Raw genomic sequence first — 19328 nt, forward strand, 5'->3', positions numbered from 1 at the left:
TATCTCATTAGAATGAGAGATTCACACCCACAGTCCACTTACGGAGGTTAGGATAGCTTCCGTATGATCCCGACATAGGATTCATGAAGTTGTCTGGATATGGATTGTAGAAGCTGATGAGGTTCTGACCGGTAATATTGATACGGCAACTTTTGATGCCGATGCTACCCAACCAGCTCTTTGGCAAAGTATAAGCCAAGGTCAAGCGGTTCAGAGCCACACGTGCTGTACTTACTCTCCAAAAACTAGACGCAACAGCATTCACATCTGTATACTTCAGGTTAGGATAGTAAGCCTCACGGTTCTCCTTTACTACGAGATTACCTGAGCCATCATATACATCCTGATAAGCAAACATATTGTCTGGATTCCAGAATGAAGGCATGTTGCAATACTCCAGATTACCTGTTGACTTCAATGCTGCACCAGGAAGTGTGGTATAACCACCCCAGCTTGCACCAATCTGAGCTGTCAGAGAAAGTCCCTTCCAGTCTGCACCCAAATTCATGGTCAAACCATAGAGATTGCTGCTGCGATGACCCAACTCTACCTGGTCGTTGTCTACATCTACGATACCATCAGGTCCGGCATAAGTACCGGTCTCAGAATCGTAAGCACCACGAACATCCTTATACATCAACATACCAGGGCGAACCTGATCCTTGGTCATACCCATGTAAGTTGTGATGTTATACTTATCGAAATACTCCTCGATATCCTGGAAGCTGCGGAACATACCGATGCACTGCATACCCCAAAGACCTACGTCTGTACGATGTCCTGGAGTAATCTGACGATAGAGATAATCTGTAACCCAGTCCATATTCAACACCTTGTTATCAGACCAGCCTGTGTTGATACCGATGCGATACTTGAAGTCCTTACCGATTTTATCCTTCCATGTAACAGAGAGCTCACCACCCCATGAATCCATCTCACCGATGTTGGATGCAGCACTCTGTGTACCTACGGTAGAAGGAACAGTCTGCTTGATATTCATCAGCATCTCGCGGTTCTTCTCATAATAGTAATCGAAGGTTACAGCCAGACGGTTGTTGAGGAACTGGGCATCAATACCCACGTTGGTCTTGTAGTCTTTATCCCAATGAACATCTGTATTTACAGCAGAATTGTTCTTGTTGATAGTGATACGGTTGCCAGAATCCTTACCAGTCTCGAATACTGTACCACGGTTAGCATCCTGTGCATAAACCTGCATCCATTGCCATGCCGCTGTATTGTCTCGACCGGTCATACCCCAGGAAGCACGGAGCTTCAGGAAGTCAACTCCCTTCACCTTGTTGCGGAACCAGCTCTCCTCAGAGATTACCCAACCTGCAGAGAAAGCAGGGAAAGTTCCCCAGTAGTTCTTTGGAGCAAACTTGGTTGATGCATCAGAACGAACCAGAGCCTCGAAGAGATACTTGTTGGCGTATGCATAGTTGATACGGCCGATATATGAAAGGGTACCGCTCTCACTACGGGTAAACATAGTAGTCATCTCACCTGTTGCAGAGTTATACTGACCGGTAGTGAAAGGATATGGGGTCAAACGCTTTCCCTGCAAGTACTCACTCTCTGCCTCAGACTTTTCAATAGAGAACAGACCACCCAGATGATGCTGACCGAAATCGCGCTGATACTGTGCTGTGAAGTTCATCTGATAATTATCAGTACGAACCATGGTACGAGCCAGATAGTCACCATTATTGGTTGTCACACCATTGAAGTTAGACGCTGCCAGGTAATCGAAATCTGCATTATCGCCGCTGGTAGGAGTATAAAGGTGGTTACCGCTACCATAACGAGTCAACATCTGATAGAGGGTGAAGTTTGAACCATACTCATTACCCTTATCGGTATTGATACTCTTGGAATAAGAGAAGCGCAACTTCAATCCCTTCAGAATCTTGCTCCAACCGAAATCATAATTAAGGCTTCCGCTGATATTCAGGTTTGAATTCATGTTCTTGCGGTAGTCGCCATTGTTCTGCAAAGTAGCAAAGTTATACTGCTGGTTCTGGTTCTTCTGTGTATTGCTAGGACCATAAGCCAGGAGATCATAACCATTTACTGATTCAGGCATGTAAGTAGGACGGGTCAGAAGGAGGTTGTAGTCCTTCTCATCGCCAGATCCACCCACCTTTACCAATGGCTTTTCCTTTGTAGCATAGTCACCGCTAACAGTCAGATTAGCGCCCAACCACTTGCTTACTTTTACATCCACACCGGCACGATAGTTCCAACGGTTATAGTTGAGTTTACCGAGGTTACCATCCTGATCGAAGTAAGATATACCTGCAAAATAGTTCACCTTATCGGTAGCACCACTTACGTTTACGCTGTGCTTCTGGGTCATACCAGTTTCCCAATACTTATCGAGCAAGTCGTAATTCAGTCCCTTCATAGCCTCCAACTCATCAGCCTGAAAAAGGGCAGTAGTCTTATTGAGGGAAGTATTGGTTGGGTCTTCAGCAATAACTGCATTGTATAAACGACCATACTGGTAAGCATTCAGCATCTTAGGACGAGAAAACTCATCGGTAAAACCGAAAGAACCGCTATAAGAAATGCGAGGTGCACCCATCTTACCCTTCTTGGTTGTTACGAGGATAACACCATTGGCAGCACGGGCACCATAAACGGCAGCAGAAGCATCCTTCAATACAGAGATACTCTCTACCTCAGAGGCATCCAGGTTGTTGAAAGCCTCAGCACCGAGGTTCTGGTAAGTGTTACCTACCTTTACATCGTTAGGATAGATATAACCATCGATAACGAAGAGAGGCTGCTGGGCTGTAGAACCAACTTCGCCCAATGAGTTGGTATCACGGATCATGATACGGGCATTCTCACCAGGACGGCTCTCACCACCACTTACGCTCAAACCATTAACCAGACCGCCCAAAGAAGAAGCCAAGCCACCATTAGCAAGGTCCTGGATTTCATCTGTTGGGATGTTGGCTACAGAACCAGTCAGGTGAGCCTTCTTCTGGGTACCGTAACCTACGACTACCACCTCCTGAAGAGTCTTGTCGTCAGCAACCAGCTTGATAGTACCACCATTGGTAGTAGCATCCCTAAAACCAATATAAGAAACGGTAACCTTGCCACCCTTAGGAACAGACAACTTATAGTTACCATCCATATCGGTAATCACAGCAGTCTTGGTACCGGCAACCTTTACGGTAGCACCGATAACAGGTTCACCGAGGTCATCGAGTACAGTACCCTGCACTACTTTATTTTGAGCCATTGCAGGCACAGCACAGGTAAGTGCCATACCAAAGGCCAATGTCTTTATATATTTACGTTTCATCTTGTTTCGAGATTAGATAGTTTAAATTATTTTCTCCAACGTGGATCACCGATTGTACTTGAAATCGCACCGGTAGCCTTGAAATTAAGCCCGAAGTTAGGCTGGGTGAAGTCGAGTTCCTTCTTGGTCTCTGCCTCAGCAAATCCAGCATTCTCTTCAGTAGCCAGCTTACCCTTATCGGTTCCATCTACTGAACTGCCGACACTCCAGACAGTATTCAGATTCTGGTGATATTCCAATTTACAGTTGCCCTGAATGAACTTCTGCAAACGGAAGCAGTCGTAGAAGATGTTGTTATCATAAGTAATCACGTACTTATTGTTGTTAGGAGTATTGTTACCGAACTCCTTCTTGTCATATACACGGATAAAGGTATTATCCATCATGGTACAAGAACCACCTGCTGTAGGGAAGGCATGGTCCAAATCCTTGTTGTTGAAACGGAACATACGATTCTTACTATTGCTTTCAATATTGTAGATAGTAGAGTTCTTGATGGTAATGCTCTTGATACCACCATACCAGAACTGACCGCCACTAGGAGCCTTGAAGCCATTAGAAAAGCCGCAGATGATAGCACCATTAGAGTTCTTCTTTCCGTCATTACGCATCTGAACCACGCTGTTCATCACACGTACATCAGCAATACCCCAAGAGCACTGGCCTACAGAGAAGAGTCCGTCGATGACATTCTTGAAGGCACAATCCTGAATGATAATTGGGTCTTGCAGGATATATACATCGGCAGGCTTACCACCATTCTTGCCAGCACCAACGCCCTGAGACTCTGCAGAGCAAGATGCAGGTGGCTCTGGAGACATCTCGATGATACCACCCTTATGAGTTGTGGAAGAGCAGTCGAAATTGATGAACTTCACCTTCAGCTGAGCTGAAGTATAGATGGCAGCACCTTCACCCATAGTAACCAAAGCATGGCTCAGTTTGTTACCACGAAGGGTCATCTTGTTGCCCTTGAAATCAATTGAGTTATTGCAGGTATAAGTACCACCTGCTTCCAACTCGAAAGCCTGCTCCTTATCAGATTCCTGCAAGTTGGCAGCAATGAATTCTGAAATATCAGAATTATTAGGAATGGTCTTAGCTGGAACCAATGTACTATATTCCAATTCTGTAGCCTTATCAGCCTCAGTATTGTTCTTTGCCTTGTTACCCAAGGTACGCACAGCTATCTTATAATTGGTATCTTCAGCTATCTTGAATTGGAAAGAGGTACCATCAATGGTATCACTCGCCACCTCCTCAGGATTGTCAGGATCATCCACATTATAAGCCTTACACTCGTAACCACCAGCGCCATAGACTACCTTCCATGATACTTGCAGCTTATCTGAACCATCAGAAGCAGCAACTGTCTTTGTCGAGAGTTCAGGTGACTCAAGTTTCACTCCAGACACGCCGTCGTCAAACTTCTCTTTGTCATCAAAACCATCAACGGCACACGAACCCAAGAACATCGCTCCTACGGCAGCAAGTGCCAGAGAGAAGAGTCCTTTCCGCGCAATGAAATGATTTTTCTTCATAATTGTCTTTTTTAGGTTTAACTATATTTTGATTTATTTCTTTTCTAACACGATTTACACTTTCCTAATTATATAAAAGTAGTTTGCCAGTTATTCCCCGAAACTGTTACCGCTCTTGAAATACCTGTTTTAAGTAAGCGATGTTTCTACCGAAATTATATTTCACGTCTCTTACCCTCTTTACATCACGGCTCCGCTCTACCACCAGCCAGCCGCTCCATTTCATCTTGTCAAGCGTCTTCCTGATTTTCGGAAGATTAATCTCCGGGTCTTCCTGAAGATTTACGCTATCTGTATTGGAAGCATGTATCTGGACGATACGCTGGGCGCCCAACTTCCGGAGTTCCTTGCAGATATCACGATGATGATCGGCTGCATCCTGAAAATTGTAGTAGACCTTAATCTGACTGCTGCCTACTTTCTTCAGCAGTTTCTTATCAAACTTAGCTCCCATTCCGGTTCTGATACCGATGGTGATACCCTCCTGCTTTGCCATCTCACCGGCTGTGCGAAGGCGAGAAACCATCTGCTGGTATGCTGCACAGCCTTCCTGCTGCCAGTCTTTTCCGCTACCTCCGAGTGGAAGGAAAGCCACCTTGCTGCCAAAGAGTTTTATCGTCTGGAAACAATCTTTCAAAAGGTCTTGATAATTATCACGAGTCAGGAAACTCTGAGCGAAGAAGCCACTCATCGCCATAGAAGGAACAGCTACGCCATACTGGCGGGCTGCAGCCTGAAACTTTTCTGCCTGTTGTGGTTCTCTAAGCTGATTATCAAATAACACGCGTTTACCCAATCCGCCCATGTCAACCTCAACGCCATCTGCTCCTAATTCATGAGCCAGTTTAAACTCGCCCAGCTTCTGACGTTTCAGCATCATCCAGTCGCAAGCAGCTATCCTGTACCTAGGAGTTGCCGCCTGTGAGCATATTGGTAAAGTGTTCAACAACGTAAATAACAGAACCAATATAAACCTACTATGATAAGACAGTTGTTTCATTAGCCTTTTAGGTAAAAATGATTAGTCAACATTTAATTTGTTTGTTTCAATTGCCTAAAAGACGCACATTGGTTCACGCTGTAATCACCTTTTTTGAGATTTTTTATAAAAAACTTTATTTTTTTATTTCACTCTCCTGCTGCTGCGCTACATACTCTCTTGGCGACATGCCATATTTCTTACGGAAGCACTTGCCGAAATAGCCTACATCGGTGAAGCCGCAACAGTAGGCTACATCTGTGATACTCTGGCCGGAATGCTTCAGCAATTCTACGGCATGACTCAGTTTGAAATCCTTCACCATATCGCTTGGCGAACAGCCCATCACAGCCTTCGTCTTCTTGAAGAAGGCTGAACGGCTCATGCCCAATTCCTGTGCCAGCATATCTATCTCGAAATCGGCATTAGTCAAGTTGGCTTCCATAAACCGGCGCACCTTGTCGGCAAACTGCTTATCCTGCTGTTCGGCATTAAACTTGCGCTTATACTCTGCCAGCTGGTTCTGGATGTAGATATTGTTCTTCAGCCGAATCTGATACTTCGCATAGCGGAAAGCATAGTAGCTGGCTACGGATATCAGAATGATGTAGATGAGATAAGCCCACCACGTAGCCCACCAGGGTGGAAGAATGGTGATGGTCAACTCTCTCGTGCTGTGAGAATCAGGATTGGTGGCATCCATTACCTCTACGATAAACTGATAGGTTCCCGACGGCACATTGGTATAGGAAGCCAGACGGTTCTTGCCGGCATAATGCCAATCATGGTCGTAACCCTTCAGCCGGTAACGGTAGCTGATGCGCTCCGGATTGCAGAAATTCAGGGCAGCAAACTCCAGAGTGAACATCGACTGGGAATGACGCAGGGTGAGACGATCGGTATAAACCATCGATTTCTCCAAGATGGCTGGCTGATTGTAACTGCGGATATCGCGGTTGTTCACCTCTCCACCTATTATATATATAGGATATTGCAGACGGGTGGTATGGATACGTTCCGGCTGATAAGCAAGGATTCCTTCCTTGCACCCCAGCCATATCTCCCCATTCTGGATCAAAGCCGCAGAAGATTCCTCAAGCTGAACATCAGGGAAACCGTCGGAATTGTCGAAATGCTGGATGCGGTCTGATTGATAATCATAGCACGACAAGCCATCGGCATTTACCAGCCAAAGACGTCCCATCTTATCCTCTAAAATCGAAATGATGACATCATTATGCAAACCTTCCTTTGCTCCCAAAGAAGTAAGGATAGGCAGATGCGTCACTTCATCAAAACCATCCAGACGACTCAGACCTCCACCAAAGGTACACATCCAAACCTGCCTGTTGTTATCCTTGTAAAGTCCGTAGATGTCACTATTGGCACGGGTATTGATATCGGTATTGCGATAAGTCTCGAAGCGCAGGTCGCCTACCGATTTGAAATCTGTCTTGAAAGACATCAGTCCGTCCATCGTTCCTACCCATATTCTCTGATGACTGTCCTCTACCAGGTTGCGGGCATCCATATAGAGTCCGTAACCGGGATAGTTTTTCATACCATGATATTTATTATAGAAGCGCACCTTTCCGCCCTGTTCCTGCAGCAGATTGAGACCTCCATCCAGCGTAGCCACCCAGATGCGATGGTAGGAATCCTGACAGGTCATATAGACATTGTTGCCGCTGATGGAATAAGGATCCCGGGCATCATGACGGTAATGAGCGATGCGATACCCTATTGGTCTGGAGGAATCGGGAGTCAGTTTTACCAATCCGTCTCCCTTAGTAGAGAGCCAGAGATTCTGCCTGTCATCACACATGGCATGATAAATGCTGCCGATTTGATGATGGGCATAATCGAACACCTGCTTCACCCTGCCCTGCATATCCAACAGATAAACATTCTTGCTGCGGGCACCCACCAGCACATCACTATTCTTCAACTGGCAGATGGCTTTCACTCCACTCTTATCACCATCCGGCAAAGGGATGACACGGAACTGGTTGGGGGTGAAACTGACACGGTAAATACCATTATCAGCAGAAGTGAGCCACAACAGTCCGTCCTTGTCCAGGTTCATGTTCAAGAAGTGGCTATCTGGCTTATGGTCTTGGAACTTAGGAAGGAAAGCCAGGTTAACGCCTTCCATCGTCTGCGGATCAATATAGATAATTTCGCCAGCACCGGAAAGATAGAAGTAACCATGATGAGAGGTGGCGATGAACTTAGGTTCCACCACCTTACCTACGCCCGAAACCGGATAACGGCGTTCCCATCCGGTCTTCGGATTACGGCACACCAGGGCGGTATGCGACTCATCCAACTGCCACACACATCCGTTCGGGGTATGATAAACAAAATGTTCCTTTGATTTACGGGCGAAATACTGCTGCCACATGCCGAGCGTCCACTTCCTGTTTTTCGCAGTAACAGGAACGGAATAAATCTGATAATCCTTTCCTACATAGTTGGCACGCGAAGCCTTCAGCTGTACCACATCCTGGCACAACTGATAATTGAACGTATTGATATACTTTCGGGCATCTACCAGCGTCTGGATACGGATGTTTCCATCCTTTAATGTTTCTGCAAGAAGCAGGTTCTTATCTTTGGTGAGCAGGAGAATCTTGCCGGTACCATCTGCCTGAATCTTGATGACCTGCAGATTACGGGCATAAGGTTTCAGTTCTTCATAGACATCTTCGAAACGTTCGATCTGCTTGAAGAAGACGCTGAGTTTCCAGTCGAGCGTCTTGATCCAGAGATTGCCCAGAGCATCTTCTGCCAACCATTCTACCTTACGGGGTGGCTGGTCGGAAGAAGAGATGTAAGCATCAGAATAATTGGCAAAACGGGAACCGTCGAAACGGGATAAGCCGAACCAGGTTCCAAACCACAGGAAACTGTCTTTCGACTTCAGAGAACAGTATACCCTAAAATCCGCAACTATCATCCAATACACGATTAAGGGTAGATTTATGAGTCGTTAGTAGCAGCTTTCAGTAAAAAGCAACAGCACAACATCAATATGTAGCCACCATCCCCTTACCCCACGATGCGACTTGAGGTAATACGCAGATTCAAACCGGAAAGAAAGGATTCTTATCCGAATTCTGTTTTGAAGGGTTTTGCATAAGCTCGGTTCTCTGTGTAGATATTCAGCACGTATTGCCTTGCAGTCATGATCCACTTGGCAGGTACGGAGATGAATCTGAAGACAAAAGCCTTTATGCGACTCGTTTTCTTGAGCCCAAAAGCCTTGGTGTCAAGCCTGCTCATGATGGTCTTGTAGAAATTGTGTATCAATGCAGTAAGCAGAAGAAAGACAGTATTCTCCGCCATGAATGACTTGGGGAGCCTGCTCCAACCGAATCCGTTGTTCATGTCGTCAAAGATACGTTCCTTGCCGCCACGCAGATTGTAGAATTCAACAATGTCCCTTGTCGATGACTTGTAATCGTTGGTCAGAATACAACGGTAAGTGTATTCGCCTTCCCACAGGTCAAGGTCGCCACTGTTGCGTCTTTGTCTCTGGATGACAAGACGATAGCACTTGCCTTCCCATTTCTCAACGAGAATGGAATTGAGTTCGAACTGGATGCCGTTAATCTCCTCCGTCTTCCATCCTCTCAGAGCAAAGATGTCATTGTAGAGCGAACTGCATCGGTTGGCACGGATGTAGAAATGTTTGCAATGCTTCTCTATCTCACTGACGATTTCCTTCGAGCAGGAACCGCAGTCTGCCCTGAAGCGATTTACACGGATGTTCTGGGATTCCAGAAGAGCGAAGAATCTCTTATGGGTGTCTGCCTGATGAAAACGCACATTCGTGTTACCATCGCTGTTCTCGATATAGACTATCTTGTCACCGATAACATATACGCCAGGCCTGTAGCCGAGGAACTTTTTGTAGGTCGGTTTTGCATCATACTTCTCCGTTTCAAGGAACTGATGGTCAAAGTCAACATCGTATTCCTCAATTTCCTTCAACTCGCCTGTAGAAACCAAAGCGTTTATAAGCAATGTGTTGAGTTTGTCTGCAGTATTGAAATCATAGGTCTTGCCTTGGTCGGAAGTATAGGAGATGTTTTCCTGTGTCAGTTCCTTGATGGCTCTGAGGATGGTATCAGAGCTGCATGTACGAAGGGTAGGATGATACGAGAGATGGCGCATCAGTTGTGACGTTACATCTTCCACGCATGAGCCGCCACAGAAATAAACGCTCATCAGCGAACGGACTATCTCGCTGAACTGATATCCGAAGATACTGCTGCATCTCTGACCCAGTGTTGAGTCGATAACGGGTGAAAGCATGGAGTCAAATTTCTCCATGATTGAAAAAATTCCTCCAAAAGGTGTGAGTTTCTCAGATTTAATTTGTATTTTTGCCATGTCATATTAGAGTTTTGCTTGTTTTCTTTTTGCAACACTAAGATAAGTGAAAATTCTGACATGGCAAAATCCTGGGCAACTTTTTGTTGCTCAGGAACTTATAAATAAAGTTAAATTATAGTGTTGCGGAATTAAGGTATACGATGTCGTGAGGTAACCCTTCCTTCGTAGAATAATGAGCTACCTGCATATTGTTCTGTGCCATACCCAACAAGGCATAAAGCGAACAGAAAAGTATGGTAAAATATCGTTTCACGTATGCAAAAGTACAAAAAAAGTCTTGAAATCTCCAATAAACTTTCTGTTTTTTGAAGATTTCAAGACGATAACGATTACGTAAACGGAATCTTCTGCAAAGAACTCTCCGGTTACGCATTATTAATTATTAATACCGAAATCAGCCTGCTGGTCTTCTACCTCTTTCAGCATCTTTGCCTTCTGCTCGGGTGTAAACTCATGAGAAGAAGAAGAAGTGGCAGAAGAAGCATTCTGAACAGATGATGAAGTGGCAGACTTGGCTGTCTTTGTACCCATCATCATGGTTCCCTGATAAGCTACGCTCTCTATCTCCAGGTCGGCAGGAGTAGGAGCATGAGTACCCGGGAACTGAACCTCGGCATGAATCTTAATCTTGCCCGGCTTCATCGTGCTGCGCACCAGGATAGGAGCACTACCCCATTCTACAGCTCTCGGATTGGCATTGATGCTGGCATCACCAATGATTTCGCCCTCACCCTCCAGGGTAAAGCGGATATTCTCTTTAGCCAGACGGCGAACATGACCGTTATCATCGGTCACTTCGGCTACCACAACCACAAAGTCGCTGCCATCAGCCACCAGCGGTTTGCCCATCTCATCAACATAAAGACGGAGTTTGGTGCTGCGGCGGGAAGGCATGCGCTGGTCGGTACAAACCACCTTGCCATCCTTGTATCCCTCTGCTACCATCACTACCATCTGAGGAGATTTCTTCTTATAACTGTATTCGCGAGCCTCCCAAAAATCCCAGGCATTCTTGAATACCACAGGGGCATTAAAGGCGGCTGCCGTAGGATGAAGAACTGGCAAAGTATAGGTATGAGCACCCTGATAGGTGGTAAGACGAACGCTGTCACAATTAGAGAATACCGTCACATCGGCACCGCTGAACTGGGTCATCTCGTGAGCGATATGCACAAATGGCTGGTCGCTGCGCTGTGACTCAAACATATAATAAGCAGTCTTCTTCTGTCGGAATGCATCATAGATACCGCCCCAGTAAGGATCTGGATGATAGCCGCGCTGATGATCGAAAGGATGCCATTGGCAACCACCGATAAACTGTCCCGGTGTGTGCATCTCCTCTGTTGTCTTTGCCAGAGAATAAGCCTGGGTCAGCATCGGTTTCTCACCCCAGCTGCGGCTGGCACGGTTCAGGTTGTTATGCGCATACCAGTCATCCACATACTCACCAAACTCTCGGGTAAAGACACACTGGCTGATGCCGCTCATATCCATATCCGGCCATCCGTAAACCACATCATAATTTTCCTTGACACCTGCCGAATTCCAGTCGGCAACAGCCACAGGACGGTATGGATAAGGATACTCATCCTTGGTCAACTGCAGCGACTTCAGGGCGAAATCCTTAGGATAGCGGGTCTCATTCAGGATAGGCTCCCACATCAGAACCGAAGGATGGTTGCGGTCACGACGGATGATTTCACGGGTATTCTGGAACACACGCTCAGCAAATTGAGGGTCCTTGTTCCAATACTGCCAGCCCGGTGTAGCCACGATGATGAAGATTCCGAGTTCATCGCAGGCATCCATGAACGACGGGTCCTGAGGATAGTGGGCAGTACGGATGATGTTGAAACCGGCATTCTTCAGACGGAGCACATCTCTCCATTGCTGACTGTTGGGAAGTGCATTGCCCACATAGGCAAAATCCTGATGACGGTTGGCACCGATAAACTGGCGGTATTTCTTGCCGTTGAGCCAGAAACCTTCCTTGCCTCGGAACTCGAAACTGCGGATACCCAACTTGGTCTTTCCGCCGTCCAATACCTGCTTACCGTCCTTGATGCGGGTAACCACACTATATAAATAAGGTGTCTCCGGCGACCAGAGATGCGGATTCCTGACAGAGAACATCTGTCTGACGGTCTGATGTGCATCGCCTGCTGCCAGGAGCACATTCTGCGAAATGGTCTTGAGCACCTTGCCCGAAGCATCCAGCAGACTCTGCTCCACCTTCACCTTGCGTGCCTTTCCGCCCACATTCTGCAAGTCGACATCAACAAACACCTTCGCCTGCTTCTCTGAAATATCCGAGAAATGAACGAAGATGCCGGCATCACGGCGGTCAGCTTCAATCACGTTGGTGATAGAAACCTCCTTCTTATTGATAAGCCATACATCGCGATAGATACCACCATGATAAGCAAAGTCGAGTGTATACTGCGGTTTGCCAGGAGGATAACTCTTGTCATTAGAGTTGTCAGCCATCACAGCTACCACACACTTATCGCCCTTCTTCAGTCCCTGCTCTTTCAGGTTGACGATAACAGGCAGGTAACCGCCGAAGTGCTCCTTAGCCAGTTTGCCGTTCACATAAATCTTCTGCTTACCCATTATCGCCTCAAAATAGATTTCAGAGCGATTGCCAGGCACGATAAAGGTTTTGCGATACCAGGCTATACCCTGATAGTTGCGGCAACCCGAAGCCTCAGCAGGTTCCAGTTTTACACTATGAGGGGTAGAAACTACCTCCCAGTCTGTATCATCATAGCCGGCACGTTCTGCGCCCTGCACATCACCCAGATGGAACCGCCAGTTGGGATTGAAATTCCACACCTCGCGTCCCTGGTTGCTGACAGGAAACAAACCCGCCACCGATGTATCATCGTAAGCCGATGCCTTTGCCGAGCCTACACCCAGCAAAAGCATCATAGCCATCAATATGTAATATCTCATCTATAACAATACTCTGTTAATTCTTATGTAATCGATTGAAAATGAGAGAGTTAATTAACGTAATACAACTAATAAAATTTGGTTAAGTGGCTGATTATCAGTAACTTTATAGTTCTCTAAGCTCAAAGTTATATGACATCAGAACCACTCAACCAATATACGGAAATATGCAGAGATGCTATCAAAAGTTCATCTGCAAAGTTAAGCAAAACTTTCGAGAGTCTACTCTTGGAAATACTTTTATTGTACATGACGATACAAAGAAAGATAAATTTCACTCAAATGGAGCGTTACGGCACCCATTGTGAGCAGACCTACAGAACGAACTTCAACCGTGGTCGTGCTAAATGCATAGACTGGGTGAAGTTCAACCTTGCCCTATGCCGACGTTACTTGAATATGGATGGTCTATTGGCTATAGCCATCGATCCGAGCTACATCAGCAAGTCGGGTAAGAAGACTCCGCATATCGGTACTTTCTGGTCCGGTTGTGCAAGTTCCATGAAGCATGGGCTTGAAATCATGGGGCTTGCACTTGTCGATGTCCATGCCAACAGTTGCATGATGCTGCGCGCCCATCAGACTCCATCTACTGGAGAATTGAAAATGCGTAACATGACTCTCGTGCAACATTACATAGCGGTCATCAAGCGTTATAAGAAGGATTTGTTGAAGGTCACCGATATTGTTGTCGCTGACGCTTTCTTCTCTATCCGTCCGTTTGTGGACGGAATCAAAGAGTGCGGTTTCCATCTTGTCAGCCGCTTCAGGGATACTGCGAGCCTATATTATGTGTATACGGGACCTCGTTCCAATAAGCCTGGACGTCCCAAGACACTTGACGGAAAAATCAACTACAAGAAACTTGACCTCACACGTATGGCAGAGTTGCATATTGAAGGACTTGAAGGCACAGCCTACACACTCATAGCCTATTCAAAGGCATTGAAGCAGAAAGTGCGCCTTGTCATTTGGGTTATGCCGAACGGAAAACACAAGCTTTTCTTCTCAACAAAGACATCCATGTCGGGTGAGGAAGTGTTGCGCACATACCGCTCAAGATTCCAAATAGAGTTTTGTTTTCGCGATGCAAAGCAATATACTGGTCTTACGCATTGCCAAGCAAGACACAAGAACCAGTTGGACTTTTCCTATAATGCATCATTCGCATCACAGAATGTTGCGAAAGTGATGATGAAGGAAAATGAATTGCCGTATTCCATGGCTTCTTTCAAGGAGATTATGGCAAGCACATACATCGCTAAATTAATTTTCAACAAGTGTCGGAGAATACCGAACCGAAAGTTAATTAGTCATACTATCAAAGAACTCTTTGGCTGGCAACGTAAAGCTGCTTAGCCATTATCTCAAATTTTAACGAACTATTGCTATAAACTATTAACTATAAACTATAAACTATTACTTCACTTCCCAATCGTCGGTACGGAAAGAGCTGACAGGCAGGCCATCATGGAAGAGGTCGCCCACAACCCAGTTTTTGAACGCATAGCGCACAGCCACAGGTTTCTTCACTTCCTCGCTCTTCACATAAACCTTGTTGCGTGAAATCCAAGCCTGTGCCTTGTGGAATACCTGGTCTTCGCCGGCAATCTCGAAGTTGTCGCTCTTAGGACCATTGTTGAAGTAAACCCACTCCTTGCTGCGGTCGAAGCTGACTACAGCGGTATCGCCCTTGAACTCAACACTCTTGTTGACAGCGAAATCAGGCAATCCCTTCTGACCGTAAGTATTGGCTAGAGAAAGCAGAGCCAGACGCTCGCCCACCTCCTTCTTCTTACGTGGATGGATGCCATACTCCAGACCGGCATCAAGCAATACAGCCATACGGCAGTTGCTGATGCGCTTCTCTGCCTCCATCTGCTTTTCACGAAGCAGGGCACTGTTGTTTTTCCATTTTATCAGACTATAATCGTAGGGTGCAATCTGACAATAATAGAACGGAAAAATCCCCTGCTTCCATTCCTTGCGCCAACTGTTTACCAAGGTCTGCATCTGGTCGGCATAAGTAGCATAGCGATTGCAGTTATCCTCACCCTGATACCAGATAACACCCTTCATGGTGTAACCGATGAGCGGATGGAGCATACCATTATAGAGAGCCGAAGGACAGCGCTGCTGATATTTCTTCACATCAGCCTCATTCCAAGGTGTATGAAGTTTAGGGAATGCCTTGAGCCAATCGCTCTTGATGAGATTGCCGTTGATCCATGCCTCACAGGCACTACCGCCCCAGGAAGTAACAATCAGACCTACTGGTACACCCAGCGATTGGCGCAACGTCTTACCATAATAATAAGCAGCAGCACTAAACTCACGAACGCTTGCTGCATCAGCTTCCTTCCAGTCGCCAGCCACCGTATCAACAGGATGCAACTGGGCATTGCGCTGAACCGTAAAGAGGCGCAACTGCTGGTCTTTACACAGCATCAGTTCTTCAGGAGTGCCCGCAACAGGCTGTGCCTTGAATCCCTTCATCGGCATCTCCATGTTACTCTGACCCGAACAGATCCAGACCTCACCAATCAGGATATTGTGAAGTTTCAGTTCCTTTCCATCGCTCAGACTCAGTTCATAAGGACCGCCAGCCTGAGGCGTTTCTATCTTCATCGCCCATTTTCCCTGGGCATCGGCTTGAGTCTTATAGGTCTTGCCGTTCCAGGAAGCACGCACTTTTACCACCTTGTTGGCATCAGCAGTACCCCAGAGGTTGCATTCCGTCTGCTGTTGCAATACCATATTGTCGCCAAAGATCTTTGGCAGTTTCACTTCTGCCTGCGCTGCCAGAGTCATGGCAAGCAGCAGAGCAGAACATAACAGTTTCTTCATAGATTTTGAATTTTTGATAATTGAATATTATGATTAGTATGATTGATTTCAATATCTGATAACTACAGGCTGGAAGAGACCGGCAGGCAGAAGCGCCTTGCTCTTGGTGCGATATTTGGCATTGGTCCAGATTCCCTTAAACGGAGCCTTTCCCTCGCCAGCACCCTGCAGCGCATTGTGCCAGGTATTGGCTACAACAATCTGTATTTCGTTGCTGCCATTCTTCAGGTCGCGCTTCGGAACATACACCTCGTAAGGAGCTGTCCAGGCATAACCATATTGCTTGCCGTTGACCAGCACACGTGCCACATCACCTATCTTGCCCAACTGGATTTTGATGAATCCGTCAGTAGAAGGAGCCGCCTTCGTTTTCTCGGCTGGAACTTCCATTTTCTCTTCTGCAGAAACAGGAATGGAATCGTCCCATTCAAAAGAAGAAGTAAAGGTAACGTGACCGCTGTAGTACTTCACCTTCTCATCTGCCGACTTCGACCAGTCGAAAGGAAGCGATACGGTGGTATCTTTGCGGATATCATCGAAATGAACCTTCCACTTATCGGCTACAGCCAGCACAGAAGGATAGTTTTCTGTAAAACCTGCACCTTCTTCTTCAACCAGTTTATGACCTATCTGACTGATAATCTGCATGTCTTCCTTGTTCGAGAGAATAACGAAAGCGGAACCATAAGCTGGCAGACTCAATTTCACAACCTGGCGGATTTTGGAAGTCCTGGTACGGAAGGTTGCCGTAATCTGGCGTTCCTTATCCTCCTGGTTGGTCAGGAAATAGATGTCCTTTCTGCCTGTTGCCTCCAACACACAGCGGTGAGCATAATCCATATTCTCGGGCAGAACGACATCCGGTTCGATGCCATACTGAGAGAAGTCCTTTGCCTGATAAGGCTTGTCGATGATAATGATGCCTTCCTCGCGCAACTCCTCTATCTTCGCCTTTACCTCGGCAGACAGGGTATTTGCCGGCTGCGGAACCACCAGGATGCGGTAGTCCTGGTTTCCTGGCAACTTGCCCTTCGGACTGTATTCGAAATTCCATTTCAGCAAGGCATCCTTGTTCATCGAATCATATTTGTAGCCATGCAGGGCATTGCACCAGTCTTTCAGATCGAGAATATTCGCCGAATGAGTTACTCCCACAGGCGATTCTTCCATCGGAATGCCCACATTAGCCATACGTTTCTGTTCACTAGCCACCCGTTCTGCGCCAAACACACCCGGAAGCATCGGAACGAGTTTATCCGGAGTAAGCGAACGGCTCGGAATCTCTTCGCCTGTAAACACGGCGATGTCTACCACCGGTCTGCCCTGCTGCAGATAATTCTGACACAGGGTGATGTAATCCACAAAACCACGTGCCTCAGGATACCAGGTATTGTCGCGCTGGAAGAAGAGACCGATGCCATCAAGCGTCATACCAGGCTTGCGGTCCATCCAAGGATTATGGGCAGTTACATGGAAGAAGAGTTTGTTCATGCCAAGCGCCAGATTGCGATCGAGCATCGACTTGAGCATGGCTGGCGTCTCATTCCATACACCACGAACCTCGGTGAATCCCTCTGCCTGAACGATGTTCTTATTATAAATATGTGCACCGCTCACGGCATCGAGCATGTCGTTGGGTTTATCGTGAGTAGGCGAATTGAGCCAGTATTCTCCCATTGGATTGTCGGCATACTGATAATGCTGCAGACCATCGGCAGGGAAGGTTGGTGCAATACTCTCATGAGATACTTCTATATCCTGTTCATGAGCCAGATCAGTAAAGGTCTTGAAGAACTTCTCGTTTACCAGGTCATTGATGGTGAGACGGATATCCTTCAGTACCTGTTCGTATCTGGAAGCCGACTCCATCGGAACACCTGCCATAATCGGGAGGTATGGGATGAGATCGTAACCGCGGCGTGCCTTGAACTCCTCGGCAAACTGATAGCCCCAGTTCTGACTGCCACACTCCCAGGAGTCGATGTGCAGATACTTCACCACATCGCTGTGCGGACGGTTCAGGAACAATGCATACCAGGAATTGAAAAGTTTCCTGACGGCTGCCGGTGAGAACTTATCCACTTCGAGTCCCTTACCGGTTCCGGCTGTCGCATTGGTCTGTCCTGTTGAGGTATGTCCCATTCGCAACAGGCGCCAGGTGCCCTTAGGCAATTTATTCATCAGGTTGCCGTTCACCATGCCCCCCATCACCATTCCATTTTCCAGTTTCAAAGGCAGCACATCTGCCATCGCCACGGTCTCGCTCTTAGCTGCCGCATCGGTTTCGATACGCCATACGGCACCCGATTTTCCCTCATACTGGTTAATCATCGGCTGGTTGCTCAAAAGGATATTCTCCAGTTTCAGCAGCGGTTTCCATTTGGCTGCATCCAGGTCTTCTGCTCCCGGCTCTGTACCTTCCGGAGTCCATGAGAATCGGAAATAGCGGGCGGTGGTAGTCGGCAAACTGAAGGTATAATCACACATCGTGTTCTGCCAACCCTGACGGGGAGGCACCAACTGCTTGATATCTCTGAAGTTGATGCCGTCATCAGAAGCCTGCACCAGGAGGCGCTGCGACTGGATGTTGTTGCCGTTAGGCACCACCCGCATACTGCGCACCGTGACGGGTTTATGAAACGAATAGGTGATAGAGGCAGGTTTCGCTGCCAGATAATAGCCCTTGGCGGTAGAAACAGCCTCGGTATATTCTATCTTCTCCGGTTTGAAGAGTTGGGGTTTCTCCTTGCATCGGATGGCAAAGGCAGCGATATCCTGATAATATCCACCCTCGCTTCCGGCAGGCTGCAACTTCCCGTCCTTATAACTTTCGGGTTGCCACATCTGCATGCCTTCTATCTTCTTGCCGCCACCCACAATGGTATCGGTCCATACCACCTTCTGCATCGATTCGGCAGGAAGGATAGACGGATTGCCAGCCAGGGCGAAACCATCGCAGATATGAATGCCCATGTCAAGCCCCAGGGAGTCGGCTTGCTGGAAAGAGTAATCCACCATCTCCCAAAACTTAGGTGACAACTGTGCCGCCTCGCCCTGATACTCCGGACGTTCGCTGACACCACGGATCGGCATCAGATAGGTACCGCCCAAACCAACATTCTTCATACCGACCAGATCGGCATGAATACCAGCCTTGGAGACGGCGCCATACATCCAGTACCAGAAGGTCCAGGGCTTAGCCTCGTCATTATGAGCCATTGTCGACGCTACCAGAAGCGCCGACAATGCCATCACCGTATATCGTTTTTTCTTATTCATAACAGTT

The 19328-nt window shown here is 47.0% G+C and carries 9 protein-coding genes; 1 reads left to right on the plus strand and 8 read right to left on the minus strand.

Features of this window, described 5'->3' with window-relative positions; genetic code table 11:
• Positions 1–7: 7 nt before the first annotated feature.
• From FO447_RS10750 to FO447_RS10775, 6 genes are all read right to left on the minus strand, one after another.
• Positions 8–3319 carry a SusC/RagA family TonB-linked outer membrane protein gene (locus FO447_RS10750; RefSeq protein ID WP_119237030.1) on the minus strand — a complete coding sequence of 1104 codons (3312 nt, stop codon included), beginning with the start codon at positions 3317–3319 and terminating at the stop codon, positions 8–10.
• Between the two features lie 26 nt (positions 3320–3345).
• Positions 3346–4860, minus strand: coding sequence for a DUF4992 family lipoprotein (locus FO447_RS10755; RefSeq protein ID WP_200756285.1), 1515 nt, complete (start codon positions 4858–4860; stop codon positions 3346–3348).
• A gap of 106 nt (positions 4861–4966) precedes the next feature.
• Entirely contained in the window at positions 4967–5860 is an 894-nt protein-coding gene (locus tag FO447_RS10760; protein ID WP_200756287.1) for a sugar phosphate isomerase/epimerase family protein, read from the minus strand.
• A gap of 115 nt (positions 5861–5975) precedes the next feature.
• On the minus strand, positions 5976–8798 hold the full coding sequence (locus tag FO447_RS10765) for an AraC family transcriptional regulator (protein WP_200756289.1): 2823 nt from the start codon (positions 8796–8798) through the stop codon (positions 5976–5978).
• A gap of 149 nt (positions 8799–8947) precedes the next feature.
• The gene (locus FO447_RS10770) at positions 8948–10237 is read right to left on the minus strand and encodes an IS1380-like element IS612 family transposase (RefSeq protein WP_005814044.1); all 1290 of its coding nucleotides are present in this window, start codon (positions 10235–10237) and stop codon (positions 8948–8950) included.
• A 378-nt stretch (positions 10238–10615) separates the two neighbouring features.
• Positions 10616–13195 carry a glycoside hydrolase family 2 TIM barrel-domain containing protein gene (locus tag FO447_RS10775; protein ID WP_437182724.1) on the minus strand — a complete coding sequence of 860 codons (2580 nt, stop codon included), beginning with the start codon at positions 13193–13195 and terminating at the stop codon, positions 10616–10618.
• Between the two features lie 132 nt (positions 13196–13327).
• Here FO447_RS10775 and FO447_RS10780 point away from each other — a divergent pair, with 132 nt between their 5' ends.
• The gene (locus FO447_RS10780) at positions 13328–14554 is read left to right on the plus strand and encodes a transposase (RefSeq protein WP_117664388.1); all 1227 of its coding nucleotides are present in this window, start codon (positions 13328–13330) and stop codon (positions 14552–14554) included.
• 60 nt (positions 14555–14614) lie between these two features.
• Here the strand turns inward: FO447_RS10780 and FO447_RS10785 are convergent, their stop codons facing one another.
• Together FO447_RS10785 and FO447_RS10790 are read right to left on the minus strand one after the other, a co-directional pair.
• The gene (locus FO447_RS10785; RefSeq protein ID WP_437182707.1) at positions 14615–16060 is read right to left on the minus strand and encodes a sialate O-acetylesterase; all 1446 of its coding nucleotides are present in this window, start codon (positions 16058–16060) and stop codon (positions 14615–14617) included.
• A 30-nt stretch (positions 16061–16090) separates the two neighbouring features.
• The gene (locus FO447_RS10790; protein ID WP_234698987.1) at positions 16091–19321 is read right to left on the minus strand and encodes a glycosyl hydrolase; all 3231 of its coding nucleotides are present in this window, start codon (positions 19319–19321) and stop codon (positions 16091–16093) included.
• Between the last annotated feature and the right edge of the window lie 7 nt (positions 19322–19328).

It is taken from the genome of Segatella copri (assembly GCF_015074785.1).
In the GTDB taxonomy this organism is placed as follows: domain Bacteria; phylum Bacteroidota; class Bacteroidia; order Bacteroidales; family Bacteroidaceae; genus Prevotella.